The organism is Mesorhizobium comanense, from assembly GCF_005503535.1.
GTDB classification, from domain to species: Bacteria; Pseudomonadota; Alphaproteobacteria; order Rhizobiales; family Rhizobiaceae; genus Mesorhizobium; species Mesorhizobium comanense.
Genome location: NZ_SCNN01000036.1, coordinates 1 through 12,495, shown reverse-complemented (window position 1 = coordinate 12,495; position 12,495 = coordinate 1). Strand labels below are relative to the sequence as shown.

The following is a 12,495-nucleotide window of genomic DNA, read 5'->3' as shown; positions in this document are numbered from 1 at the left end:
TCCGATCGCGCGAAATTCTGCATCCTGAAGCGCGATGTTATCGACGTGACGGGCAATATGGGAGGAGTGGCAAGTAGACATGGGAACAACTCCTGTGACCATACGCTATCGTCAGACCGGCGCGACTTGCCGGTGGGGAGATTGCGCGGGATCGCTCCTTATCCCGCTTATGGCCGCCAGGAAGTCGATAGCCGTTGGCTTCGACTCTCCTGTACGCTCGACGTGGTCCAGGCGGCGAAGAATTTGTAAGGCTTTCTGTGGAATGATCTCACCGGCCTTCCCTGCTGATAGAAAGCTGGTCTTGCCGCCTCAGTTGATGGACAACCGTTGATCACATTGATCTTCTTCATGACGCCATTGTGGCGCGGCAAGGTGAAGCTGACCCCCTTCGTGACGCCTGACATGGCCAGTCCGCGCGGATGAGTGATCAAAAAGACCATCATACCGACCAGTCCGCGCATGTCCTCACCCGCGACAATGCGCGCTTCTGTCGGTCCGTTGTCGATGCTAAAGATCATTCGGCCGCCAGGGTTACCACAGTTGACGAAATATCGTCTCGGTACATCACTCTGGCCTCCGACGAAGGATCGACTCATCAGATCATCGATTCCGAAAGACCGCTCCTGGATGATTTCGAGGAAAGTATAATCCTTGGTGGTTCGCTGACAGAAATCTGTATTGAACATTGAATTTCTCCAACCGATCCGAGCAAGAACGCGCATCGACATCTGCGTTGACATTGGACTTTTGCGAGCGAGCGCCTATCTGGCCTGTTTGCAGATGGGACCCGCCTTCACGCTTTCCGGCAAAGCGGGGGCGATCCGGTCGTCACGACTGTGACCCCAGGCCAGTTCGCCGTCAGATGAAGACGGATTTGTAGGTCCGATCCGTTTGAAACGGGAGGAACGATAGACATGCGTACTTCATCATGGTTACATGGGATAGCGTAAAATCGCAGCCAATTCCTTGCCGTCAGGGATCTCTTCGCGCCGAACGCCCAGGATTCGAGCCCCCGAACACAACGCGCGCCTGGCGATCTCATCGACCACGCCGTAGTTGGCAGCATCGCCCTTCGTGTTGAAAGTCACAGCACCCGTTTCCTCATCGACGAAACCATCGACGACGGTATCGATATTAACCAGCAAATGCTCTACGCCACCAAATGTAGCCGCCCGCGCCGCGTCGGACACATCCGTGGTTGTTCGATTCTGGCTTGCGCGTTGCTCGAAACTGCGATGGAAGCTAGCGATCACGTTTTTGTAGTGGACGTCGAGGACTGGTCTTGCCGCACTTGCCAGTTCAGCCTCACTCAAACGGTCCGGGCTTCCTGAAATGGTTTCGGGAAGTGCGGGGATGGCGCTCAGGGAACGGAACAAGGATTCCACCGGCTGGGTCGCTGCCAGAATCACTGGGATTTCCGAGTGCATGAGAACAGGTCTCAACGCGGCATCAACCTTGCGAATGTATTGCGCGAGGCGAACCTTCTGCCCCTCGGAACCCTGAATGCGCCCACTGGCCGTGCGATCGTTGATAGTTGATTTGCCAACGGCGCTGGCGGCATCCTTCGGCAGATTGGAAACCCTGATTTCGGCGGCAGGCAGATCTGAAGAGACCTCGATCAATCTCACCGCATTTTCCGAAATAGCCAAAACATGGGCGGCATGCGGAAACGTGATCGCACGCATCAGGGGCTTGAGATGGAAGCGGTCAGAAACTTCGACCATATCGATCAATTTGTTGGCCAGACGATAGGTTCGGATGAGGTCGGGCGTTGCGAGGATTGCCAGGCTGCGTGCCTGACGTAACCAGAACGCGTCATCGACCAGAAGATGGTCGAACTGTTCCTGCAATGGCCATATGCGTCGCTTGTCGAAGCCCGCCGCTTCTAGCTGGCTGATGGCGTTCTTTACCAGATTGCCAAGATTAATCCGGCTTTTCCTGATCTCACGAGTAAGCGGAGTGGTGTGTAGATAAATCGAGACGCAAGCATCCGATCGGACCTGATTGAGATCACCGAATTCTCTAGACGTAGGCGTGTCAACGTACAGCATGCATCATTCTCCTGAAGGGCGTTCGGTTAGAAACCAGTCCCTTTGATATAGGTGTTCACATCTATTTTTAGGATCCATCCGAACTGGCCGAGCTTTATGTCGCACGCTCGAAAGAATTATGGAGAATTGTGGATTCGATTATCAAAATACCCGCACAGCATTTCGTGTCGAAATGTCGCAACAGGGCGGCTTCGGATTGAAAGATCATATTCAAGGACTATATCGGAGTAATGGTCTCGTTCAGTCATCATAGGAGGTTCCTGCTTTTCGCAGGCTCGCTACTGAACCGCTCGTAGCCCCGAGCGGGCCGACGCTCGCGTCTGTTACCGCCTCGGGGCATGCTTTCTGATCCCTCACCGATCAAATGAACAGGACGGCACTTAGTCGCCGACTGGGGAATGACTTTCGGGCAATCCAGACCGGATCCTCGGCTTGTCGAACCTCAGTAGCCGTTCGCGCCGTTCCGCCCACCTGGATGCGGCGAGCGCCAATTCCGCGCCAACAGTATTTTCGACAATGGAGAGCGACATGTCCGATCACCTGAGAACACAAGTGCAGAGCCGTATCCTGTCCGATCCAGCGCAGCAGAAAAAGCCGGGATTTCTGCATCGGCTGGTTCTTGCGCCTTTCGAGGGTAGACAGCGGCGCAAGGCGATCAATCAGCTTGAACGCTTGGACGACAGAATGCTTGCAGACATTGGCATCTTGCGCAGCGAAATTCCGCAAGTGATTGACGGGTTGAGCTCTCAATACGCCGAGACGGCGTGTCTGCGAACGCTTGTCGCGGCACCGGAATGCAGAAGCAACCCGCTACGGGAGGCAGCATGACGACCACTGACCTGCGCCAGAGACCTCATCGCCAGGCCATTTACGCGAATCGATCAACAGAGAACACCGACCTATGATCTCCTCCGCAGACTTTCCCGACCTGTTTCCCTCCATGGTCGAACCAAAGCGTCGTTTAGAGTTCCGCCGGAGGAGCGAACCGCCGTATGACGTCTGCATTGCCGTATGGGATGAGGGACAAATATTGGACAGTCCTTCGCCGCTGCCTGAAATTCCTTACGCAGGTGACAGAAGGCGTGACCCGCTGGGGACGGGCTTTCTTTTTTCTATCATGCCGGTGTTTGCCGCTATGTGGGCCACTGTGGCTATCCTCTCGATGTCCGGTGGGAGTTACGCGGAGCAAAGGCGTCGTGACTCAAGCGGTGACCTCTGTGCGGCCACGGAAGGGAAGCCGTAAGGCGGCCCAGAATCGTCGTGATGCCACGCGCAAATTGTCTATCGGCGCAGATCGTGTCTCGTGTTCCGAACTACATCTCATGCGACTTCGACTCACCTCGGTCGGCAAATTCGAAAGCATCCTGGGGGTGCGGTTTGAGGGAGTTGTCTCTCCATCCCTTGTATTCCGAGCAGTTGGCCAGGTTTCGAGGTCACTCTTCGTCGCCATTCTGCCCGCCTGCGAAAAAAGGGCGAAAACCTGAATGGGTTCTCCCGCCGGGTGGCTTCGGCACAGCTGGATGGGATCGTGCTCGTTCAGCGTCCGCTCTGGGTCGAGTTGACCGGCGACGAGCGCCTGGATGAACTCGTGGTTACGCTAGACTGACGCGAGCGACGGATCAAACTGCCCGCAGACTATTCGATGATGGCATCAAAGCTACTCGGTCTCGGCCGCCACTATCAGCGATAGCCAACACACATCACATAATCGCGCAAAAGCGTCTCTTCTTGTTCCACCTCCAGCATGAGGGCCTCAAGCGCATCTCGCGCGTTGAGCACTCCGATCGGTCGAGACTCCGCATCGGTGACGGGAATGTTTTTCAGCCGGCGCTCCTTCATGATCGACCAGACGTCGTGCAACCAGTCCGTCGGCCGGCAGATGACGACATCTTCGGTCATAACCGACGATACCGCGATCTGGCAGGTTGAACCTTGGCATCGGCCGACCTGCCTTACGATGTCCGTTTTCGTAATCACGCCCTTCAAAAGTCCATCGGGGCCGCAGACAACGACCAGGTCCGATGAGCCGCCAAGCAGTCGCGCTGCTTCAAGCAAGGGCGCATCATATCCAATAGTGGCAAGCCTCTTGTGGGCAATGGGCACGACTCTATCAACGAGCATTTGTTCGTCCTTTCCCCTCCATCAGCCGCCCAAGGAGATACGCAACGTGACGACAATGCCCGTTACGGCCAGCGCGAAGCAGCCCAAGCGAATCGCTATCAACACCGGAAATCTCGCTCCGGAATGAACGTAGTCCTCGATTACAACCTGAAGTCCTAGGGCCATGTGATAAAACAGCGCCACTAGCAGCAGCACCATACAGATCGTAGCGGACGGCGTCCTGAGCCAGGTGACGACACCAGCATGGTCCCTGCCAGTGAGGGTGATCACAGACGCCAGGAACCATACTGTCAGCGGGATCAGCGCAATAGCCGTCATGCGCTCGGCCCACCAATGCCCGACGCCTTTGCTGGCCGAGCCAAGCCCAGTCGCGCGGCTTAATGGTGAGCGCGTATGCCGCTTGTGCAACTTTCTACCCTGCCATGTAGGTGCTGAGCGCCCATGTTGCTCCGGTGAGCAAAAAGCTGGCTATTACCACTGCCCAGCCGGAGGCATAGATCGTGCGAAGGTGAAAACCATATCCCGCGTCCCAAAACAAATGCCGGATCCCGCCGCAGAGATGCATGAAGAAGGAAAACACGCCTCCAATCATTAAGAACTGTCCGATCCAGGATCCTATGACGCTTTGAACCGTGGCGAATGCTTGCGGGCCGGTGGCGGCGGCAGAGAGCCAGATCACCAGGAACACCGCAAAGGCGCTCAGGACAACGCCGGTGACGCGATTGACGATCGAGAGAACCGAGGTAAGCTGCGGTCGGTAGATCTGAATGTTGGGCGAGAGCGGCCGCCTGCGGCTGGCAATAGTCTTCACTTCTTTCCCCTCAGCCTGTCCGCTCGACAATCATTTTCTTGATCTCGGCGATTGCCTTTCCAGGATTCAGTCCCTTGGGGCAGGTGCGCGTACAGTTGAGAATCGTGTGGCATCGGTAGAGCCGGAAAGGATCCTCCAGATCATCGAGCCGCTCGCCAGTCGCCTCGTCGCGGCTGTCAATGAGCCAGCGGTAGGCATGCAGCAGCGCGGCAGGGCCGAGGAAGCGATCGCCATTCCACCAATGACTGGGGCACCCCGACGTGCAGCAGAAGCAGAGAATGCACTCATAGTAGCCGTCAAGCTCAGCTCTTTCGGCCGGAGACTGAAGGCGCTCCCGTTCCGGCGCAGGCGCCTTGGAGTGGAGCCAGGGCTCGATGAGGCTGTATTGGGCAAACATATGTGTGAGATCTGGAACCAGATCCTTGATGATCCTCAGATTGCTCAAGGGATAGATCGTCGCTGACCCGTCCGTTTCGGCTATGTATCTTGTGCAGGCCAGCCAGTTCGTACCGTCGATGTTCATCGCACACGAGCCGCACACGCCTTCCCGGCATGAGCGGCGGAACGTCAGGGTCGGGTCGACCTTGTTCTTGATCCATATGAGGGCGTCCAGAACCATCGGGCCGCAGTCGTCGAGATCGATTTCAAAGATGTCTATGACCGGATTGTCGCCGGAGTCGGGATCGTAGCGGTAAATCTCGAATGTCTTTACACGCGCTGCGGCCGTCGCAGGCAAAGGCCAGCGTTTCCCTTTTCCTATTCGAGATTCTTTACCGACGCCGAGTTTCCTAGGCAGCGGAAACCGTTTCAACACCGTCACTCGGGGGAGTTGGTCCGAGGATTCGATGAGAAAGGGGCTTCTTTTATCCTCGGTCATCCGCTTGGCCTTCGAAGAGCCCTGGGCAGAGCGCGATCGCCAAAATCGACGGCAGATCGCCGGATGATCCGTCCGGCGTCGTCGACAATGACCTGGAACCGACGATTGCCTAAAAAGAATGTCAGCCGTAAGCGCCCGGCATCTGCACCTTCTCCGCGCTCATGCCTGCTCGCTATCTTGCCTTCCCGAATGAGAGGCTGGACAACCGAAGGGTCAACACCGAGCCCCATGCCAATGATCGCGGCATCGACCTGCACTTCATCGTCTTCGAATTTGATCGTCGCCATCATCAATCACTGTGCGGCGGCCCTTCACGGGCTGCCATTTGTAGTGCGCCGATCAGTATCGGCAGGAGACAGCTGGGCGGTCCCACGTCAGACTCGAACCAGCGTCGGCTATCGCGATTCATCAGCAGTTCCAACCCATGACGCGACAGTGCCCGCTTCCCTTCTTCACTTAAGAAATCAATATCGCTCCGGGCTGCAAAAGCGGACGCCGGCGGACCGCGCCGGCAACACCGGTCCGGCGAAAAGGATCCTGTTGCCTGAATGTGAACCGGCCAGCGTCTAACGGTCGGAAGTGCTCTGGAACGAAGGCCATCGCTTCGCCGCAAATGACGGAAAAGTTTGCAGTGGCGGGCAGTGCGCAACGCATTGGCCTCAAGCGACGACCGGATTGACCTATGCGACTGCGACACAACAGCAGGATTGGTGACATCCTCGTTCTCCGAAGGCGATGATCTAGCCGACAATGTTGATATGGTTGTGGACCCTGACGACGCCGGGCGCTCGCCAGGCGGTTCGCTCGGCCTCCTGCTTTTCCGACCACGAGCTTACGGCTCCGGCGAGGATCACTTCGCCACCATCGGCGGTGACGCTGATCTGCTGCGCGTCGAGCTCGGCGCTTCGCTTGAACGCGGTTTCGATCTTCGCCTTGATCTCCACAGGTGCCACGCGCGGCTTCAGCACCACGCGATTAATGACGCCTTTGACACCGTGCAGTTTGCGCGTGGCGGATTCAGCCTGATTGCGCTGATATTGCCATTCGGCGTCGCCTTCCAGGGTAAGCCAACCATCTTTCGCGATGACCTTGAACCGCTCGTGGGAAGCGGGTAGCTCGATTGAGATCGCCTCGATTGCGGCCCGCGCGAGTTCCGGATCTGTCTTTTGATGGCTGGATGGAAGCTGAACTTCAATGTCGTTGGCAATGCCGAGGACACCTTTGACCCGCTTCGCCGCATTCTCCGCCTCGTACTTCTGCATATAGAAAGGGACGTAGCCCGTAAGCGAGACGACGCCCTTTTTGACGGTGACACCGACGTCGGTGGCATTGATGTCGGGGTCCCATTTAAGTTCGTTTTCTAAGTCTTGTTTAATATCTCTGTCGAATCGCATGTCACAGTTCCTTATAGTGGATCAACACTCGGCACCTGCACGCCTCGAGAAAGATCGCCTTGACGCAGACGGACGGCGTTACTGCTCTCGCACCCGGCAACAGTGGCATCCGATATTGCCGATGCGCCGCTTCTAGAGCCTCGCCATTCCTTCAGAACAAGGCAAACGAAATTTATGATGAATTCAACGCAATTATCTTGCAGTCATTTTCGGTTCGAATGCCGACACAACGCGGCTCTTCCCTTTTTGATTTTCCATGTGTTTCCGATGAAGTCTTCGTGCCCGGCCGAGCGGGGTGATCGCCTCGTTCGTAAAGTGGCCTTTCGACAAAGCGGGAGGTCCGCATTGCCAGCGAGCGAGGGGCTGGAACGACAGTCGATCTCATGTTCCGGCCGGGACGACTTTCAGCATCGACAAGAGGGACAGCGCTTCAAGCAGCCAGCAATGTCGGGGGAAACGCGGATTATGCCGGTTCGGCGTTGCCATTTGAAATGGAATGCAGTCCAGCCAAGGCAGGGCCCAATACGGTTTCATCAGCGTTCGCAGATTGCACCGCATAGACCGGGTAGGAAAACTGCGGCGCTTCGGGCACGAGATGAAGCTGACCAGCCTCAATATGAGGTTGGACCACGCTCATCCTGAAATAACCGGAGCCGCCAGCCGAAAGAATATAATTGAGCGCAAGCGGGCCAAGATCCATCAAAAGGTCTGGCGCGACATCCGGGAAATTCATCCCATGATGAAGCGTAAAATCCGGCCCCCAATCTACGTGCACGTACTCTACGCTGTCCACCAGGCTTGCTTCAGGGTTGGTTGTCACGAGAACGAGTTTTTCGTCCATGAGCAGATCGATCTTCAGGCCGGGCCGATGCTGGGGCGCATACATGACTGCCACGTCGACGAGCCCGGATGCGACTTGATTGATCAAATCCTGCGGCACATCGACGTGTACCCGAAGCGCGATATCCGGAAGGGATCGACGCATCCATCGAACCCAGTCAAGCAGAAGAGGTTGAGCAAGACTGACTTCGCTGCCGACGGTCAGAACAGCACGACGGCCGGGCGGGACAGCAACCTGATGGAGCGTGCGCTGCCATAGCTGGACGAACATCGGAGCGTGACGAAGAAACTGCTCGCCGGCGGGAGTGAGCGAAGCTCCGCCTTTGTTTCGGACGAAAAGCGGTCGACCTCGTTGTTGCTCGAGGCTGCGAATTCGCGCGCTCACGGTCGTCTGAGCAACATTCAAACGCCTTGAAGCTCGAATGAAGCTTCCGCTGGAAACAATCTCAAGAAAAGAGCGGGCGAACTCGACATCCATAGGCTATCATAACATAAAAATTGCGTTTAATTGTCAATTAAATTGCCCTCAGAAATGAACTCTCTGGATTTCTCGACGCGGCCATCCGAGCGAGCGGTATCGCGGTCCGATGGCAATCAACGCTCCCATCTATCATAAAAACTGCACTGATTTGTCGATTAAATTCGTTTGCTAGATAGCAAGCGCGAGCACTAGGCTTCGGGGAAATCCACCAAGCTTAGCGCTGGATGCTGCGCAGCGCCGGTTGGAGCGAGCGCAAGCTCTCTCCATCGTCCCCATCGTTTTGCCTGCAGCGTCATAGGAGTAATCATGTCGACGAGAGAAAAGAGCCAAGGCGATGTGGGGCGGCGCGACTTTCTGAAGCTGTTCGGCGCGGCCGGAGCTGCCGGAGCGGCAGCGAGTACTCTGCCGCTTGGCGGATCCGCATCGGCGGACGAAATCATGGCTGCGACCGCCGCAAATACAAAACATCACCGCGTGGCCGCTGCCACCACACCTCATGTTGGAGGTTCTGGCTATGAATTCTTCAATGTAGACGAATCCGCCTTCATCGAAGCGGCAGTCGATACGCTCCTTCCAAGCGATTCAACGGGCCCCGGCGCCAAGGAACTTGGCGTTGCGACCTACATCGACCGGCAGATGGCAGGTGGATACGGCAAGGGTGACCGCCTGTATCTGGAAGGACCATTTGGCGAGGGTACGCCCGAGCAGGGCTATCAGTTGCCGATGACGCCATCGGAACTGATCCGGGCCGGCATCGCCGACGTCAATGCCTTCGTGCAGAAAAACCACAAGAGCACTTTCGACGGCCTTTCGGCAAAAGATCGTGCCGCGGTGCTGTCCGATCTCGAGAGCGAGAAGATCGAGCTCCCAACCGTGCCCACCGCGACCTTCTTCGGACTGCTGCTTCAGCTGACGATCGAGGGTTATTTCGCCGACCCGATGTATGGCGGGAACAAGGACAGGGCGGCCTGGAAGATGATCGGGTTCCCAGGCGCCGACGCCATGTACATGGACAAGATCGAACCGTTCCGGAACAGGCCCTACAAGGCTGAACCCAAAGGCATTCAGGACCTCATCTAGCCGACGGAAAAGGAGACTATAACATGGCCACCAAACTCAACGCTGTCGATGTCCTGATTGTCGGCCTTGGATGGACAGGCGGCATCATCGCCAAGGAGCTCGCGTCGACGAAGCTGAAAATCGTCGCCCTTGAACGGGGAGGCCCTCGTGACACCAATCCGGATTTCATCGACCCGCAGATCCATGACGAACTGCGCTACGCCGCCCGCTACGATCTCATGCAGAATGTGCGGCGGGAAACCATCACCTTCCGCAACCGTGAATCGCAAACGGCGCTGCCGATGCGGCAGCTTGGCTCGTTCCTGCCCGGCCAGGGCGTCGGCGGTGCCGGCGTGCACTGGAACGGCGTCACCTGGCGCTGGCTCGAATGGGACCACCAGGCGCGCACCCGCACGGTCGACAAATATGGCGAAAAGATCATCCCTTCGGACATGCATTTGCAGGACTGGCCAATCACCTATGACGATCTCGAGCCCTATTACGACAAGTTCGAAAAAACCTGCGGCACCTCCGGCAAGGCCGGCAATATTAATGGCCGAAAGATCGATGGTGGCAACATCTTCGAGGGATCGCGAAAGGACGAGTACCCCAATCCGCCGATGATTGCCGCGCAGAGCATGGTGATGTTCGAGAAGGCGGCCCGCAATCTCGGCTACCACCCTTTCCCCAATCCTTCGTCAAACGCGTCACGGGATTACGTCAATCCCGATGGCGTGGCCTTCGGCCAGTGTCACTATTGTGGCTTCTGCGAGCGTTTCGGCTGTGAGGCGAATGCCAAGGCGAGCCCGCACTTCACCGTCATCCCACTGGCGTTGGAGAACCCGCATTTCGAACTGCGCACCAACTCGATCGTGCTGAAGGTCAATCTCGACTCGACCCGCAAGAAGGCGGTCAGCGTCACCTATCTCGACGCACGCGGGCGGGAGTTCGAACAGCCTGCAGACCTCATCATCCTCTCGGCCTATGCCCTCGGTAACGTCAACCTGCTGCTGCATTCGGGAATCGGCGTGCCTTATGACCCGGCAACGGGAAGGGGTGTGGTCGGTCGCAACTATGCCTATCAATGCGGTGGCGGAGCTACGGCCTTCTTCGACAAGGAAACCATCTTGAATCGCTTCATGGGCGCAGGCGCGCTCGGCACGACCATGGATGATTTCAACGGCGACAACTACGATTTCGTGAAGGCTGGCTACATCGGCGGCGGCGGCATCAGTTGCAGCAACTCGGGCGCCCGGCCTATCCAATCGCATCCAACGCCGCACGGCACGCCGCGTTGGGGCTCCGAATGGAAGAAGGCAGTGGTCGACAATTATGACCACGCGGCCAGCGTTGGCAATCAAGGCGCCGTGATGGCCTACCGACAGAACTATCTCAGCCTCGATCCGACCTACACCGACGTCTTTGGCCGCCCACTGATGAGGATGACGTTCGACTTCCAGGACAATGAGGTAAAGCAGATGAACGGCCAGGCTGACATCTGCGTAAAGATCGCCAAGGAGATGGGTGCGACCAAGGTCGATCGGAGCATTCCCCCCGTGCCCTATTCGATCGTGCCTTATCAGAGCACGCACAACACAGGCGGGGCAGTCTTCGGAGCCGACCCGAACACCAGCGTTCTGAACAAATATCTTCAGGTCTGGGATGTTCCGAACGTGTTCGTCACAGGCGCTTGCGTGTTTCCCCAGAACGCCGGGAAGAACCCGACCGGACCGGTAGGCGCTCTTGCCTACTGGGCGGTGGACGCGATCAAGAACCAGTATCTGAAGAACCCCGGCCCACTAGTTCCCTCCTGAGGCAACGCCTGCCGGATCCGCGGTTCGGATCCGGCAGGCTGGGCGTGTTTCGAACCCCATATTGCAGGGGGGCCGGTTCGGCAGGAACCGGCCCGCCGCTGACTGAAAGAAGCAACCATGAAATCGACCTTGCTTGGATTGATGACTGCAATTCTCACTGCAGTCGGCTCGGCCCATGCGCAGGACTCGTCCCCCGGCAACGCCGAAGCCGGCGCTGTCGTCTTCAGGAGGTGCATGGCCTGCCACAAGGTCGGCCCTGACGCAAAGAACGGAGTAGGTCCGGTCTTGAATGGGGTCGTCGGTCGAGCGGCCGGCGTGTATCCCGATTACAGTTATTCCACGGCGAACAAGAATTCGGGTCTGACCTGGGATGAACCGACGCTGGCGACCTATCTGCACGCGCCGCGCAAACTGGTGCCCGGCACAAAGATGACATTCGCCGGTCTCAACAAGGACCAGGAGATCGCCGACGTGATCGCCTATCTCAAACAGTTCGATGCTCAGGGCCAAAAGGTCGGCCCCTGAGCCAGGCGCGCGACCTGTCCCGCCTGCAAAAGCTCAACATTGATGAAATTTCTCCTGCACCAGGGTCTTGGCCGTTCCACGATCCATCAGATCGGTGACTACCTGCGCAGCCATGGCACCGGTCATCACTGGATCGAGCGATATCGCGGCGACACCTTCGTGTTCGTGTCCGACGCAGCCGACGAGGCAATCCTTAGAAACGAATTCTCCGACCTTCTCGATGCTGTCGGCGACGCAGAGACGGGCCGGACATGACCTGTCTATCGATGTGTCAGCAAGATCTCCCTGAGAACGATGGCATCGTTGTGCGCCTCGTCGTGAGCCGAGTAGACGAGTGTGACCGTGCCTTCCCGTATCAGGCCACGCAAGCGGTCGAGGTCATCGCGATGCTCGTGAATTTCTGCTGCGTACCGCCGGCGAAATTCCTCCCATCGGGCTGGATCGTGTCCGAACCATTTCCGAAGCTCGGTGCTTGGCGCAAGTTCCTTCATCCAATGGTCGATCGCTGCTTCGGTCTTCTTG

General features: G+C 57.4%; 15 protein-coding genes. 5 read left to right on the top strand and 10 right to left on the bottom strand.

The annotated features are described in order from the left end of the window. Positions 1 to 167 precede the first annotated feature (167 nt). Positions 168 to 686, bottom strand: coding sequence for a hypothetical protein (locus tag FFS37_RS33050; RefSeq protein ID WP_137935126.1), 519 nt, complete (start codon positions 684 to 686; stop codon positions 168 to 170). A 246-nt stretch (positions 687 to 932) separates the two neighbouring features. Beyond that, a complete protein-coding gene (locus FFS37_RS33045) occupies positions 933 to 2,051 on the bottom strand; it encodes a baeRF11 domain-containing protein (RefSeq protein ID WP_137935125.1) in 1,119 nt (372 codons plus the stop codon). A 528-nt stretch (positions 2,052 to 2,579) separates the two neighbouring features. Between FFS37_RS33045 and FFS37_RS33040 the strand changes: the two genes are divergently transcribed. Next, positions 2,580 to 2,879, top strand: a complete 300-nt coding sequence (locus tag FFS37_RS33040; protein WP_137935124.1) for a DUF1127 domain-containing protein — start codon at positions 2,580 to 2,582, stop codon at positions 2,877 to 2,879. An 852-nt stretch (positions 2,880 to 3,731) separates the two neighbouring features. On the opposite strand, the gene FFS37_RS33035 is transcribed toward FFS37_RS33040, so the two are convergent. From FFS37_RS33035 to FFS37_RS33005, 7 genes are all read right to left on the bottom strand, one after another. Then, on the bottom strand, positions 3,732 to 4,172 hold the full coding sequence (locus FFS37_RS33035) for a CBS domain-containing protein (RefSeq protein WP_137935123.1): 441 nt from the start codon (positions 4,170 to 4,172) through the stop codon (positions 3,732 to 3,734). A 21-nt stretch (positions 4,173 to 4,193) separates the two neighbouring features. Further along, on the bottom strand, positions 4,194 to 4,580 hold the full coding sequence (sdhD, locus tag FFS37_RS33030) for a succinate dehydrogenase, hydrophobic membrane anchor protein (RefSeq protein ID WP_137935122.1): 387 nt from the start codon (positions 4,578 to 4,580) through the stop codon (positions 4,194 to 4,196). A 4-nt stretch (positions 4,581 to 4,584) separates the two neighbouring features. Next, entirely contained in the window at positions 4,585 to 4,983 is a 399-nt protein-coding gene (gene sdhC / locus FFS37_RS33025) for a succinate dehydrogenase, cytochrome b556 subunit (protein ID WP_210240507.1), read from the bottom strand. A gap of 10 nt (positions 4,984 to 4,993) precedes the next feature. After that, positions 4,994 to 5,794 (bottom strand): succinate dehydrogenase iron-sulfur subunit, encoded by an 801-nt coding sequence (locus FFS37_RS33020; protein WP_408631467.1) that lies wholly within the window; start codon positions 5,792 to 5,794, stop codon positions 4,994 to 4,996. 62 nt (positions 5,795 to 5,856) lie between these two features. Then, complete coding sequence (locus tag FFS37_RS33015) at positions 5,857 to 6,147, bottom strand: DUF6522 family protein (protein WP_137935149.1); 291 nt, start codon at positions 6,145 to 6,147, stop codon at positions 5,857 to 5,859. A gap of 453 nt (positions 6,148 to 6,600) precedes the next feature. Then, positions 6,601 to 7,254, bottom strand: coding sequence for a BON domain-containing protein (locus FFS37_RS33010; protein ID WP_137935120.1), 654 nt, complete (start codon positions 7,252 to 7,254; stop codon positions 6,601 to 6,603). 463 nt (positions 7,255 to 7,717) lie between these two features. Beyond that, positions 7,718 to 8,572 (bottom strand): LysR family transcriptional regulator, encoded by an 855-nt coding sequence (locus FFS37_RS33005; RefSeq protein WP_137935119.1) that lies wholly within the window; start codon positions 8,570 to 8,572, stop codon positions 7,718 to 7,720. 339 nt (positions 8,573 to 8,911) lie between these two features. Here FFS37_RS33005 and FFS37_RS33000 point away from each other — a divergent pair, with 339 nt between their 5' ends. The 4 genes from FFS37_RS33000 to FFS37_RS32985 all read left to right on the top strand — a co-directional run bounded on the left by FFS37_RS33000 (position 8,912) and on the right by FFS37_RS32985 (position 12,228). Continuing rightward, complete coding sequence (locus FFS37_RS33000) at positions 8,912 to 9,655, top strand: gluconate 2-dehydrogenase subunit 3 family protein (protein WP_171026519.1); 744 nt, start codon at positions 8,912 to 8,914, stop codon at positions 9,653 to 9,655. A 23-nt stretch (positions 9,656 to 9,678) separates the two neighbouring features. After that, positions 9,679 to 11,448 carry a GMC family oxidoreductase gene (locus tag FFS37_RS32995; protein ID WP_137935117.1) on the top strand — a complete coding sequence of 590 codons (1,770 nt, stop codon included), beginning with the start codon at positions 9,679 to 9,681 and terminating at the stop codon, positions 11,446 to 11,448. Positions 11,449 to 11,565: 117 nt separating this feature from the next. Beyond that, a complete protein-coding gene (locus FFS37_RS32990; RefSeq protein ID WP_137935116.1) occupies positions 11,566 to 11,973 on the top strand; it encodes a c-type cytochrome in 408 nt (135 codons plus the stop codon). Positions 11,974 to 12,015: 42 nt separating this feature from the next. After that, a complete protein-coding gene (locus tag FFS37_RS32985; RefSeq protein ID WP_137935115.1) occupies positions 12,016 to 12,228 on the top strand; it encodes a hypothetical protein in 213 nt (70 codons plus the stop codon). Positions 12,229 to 12,233: 5 nt separating this feature from the next. Here the strand turns inward: FFS37_RS32985 and FFS37_RS32980 are convergent. Then, the coding region (locus FFS37_RS32980) for a DUF488 domain-containing protein (protein WP_137935114.1) at positions 12,234 to 12,495 on the bottom strand (262 nt) is incomplete at its 5' end.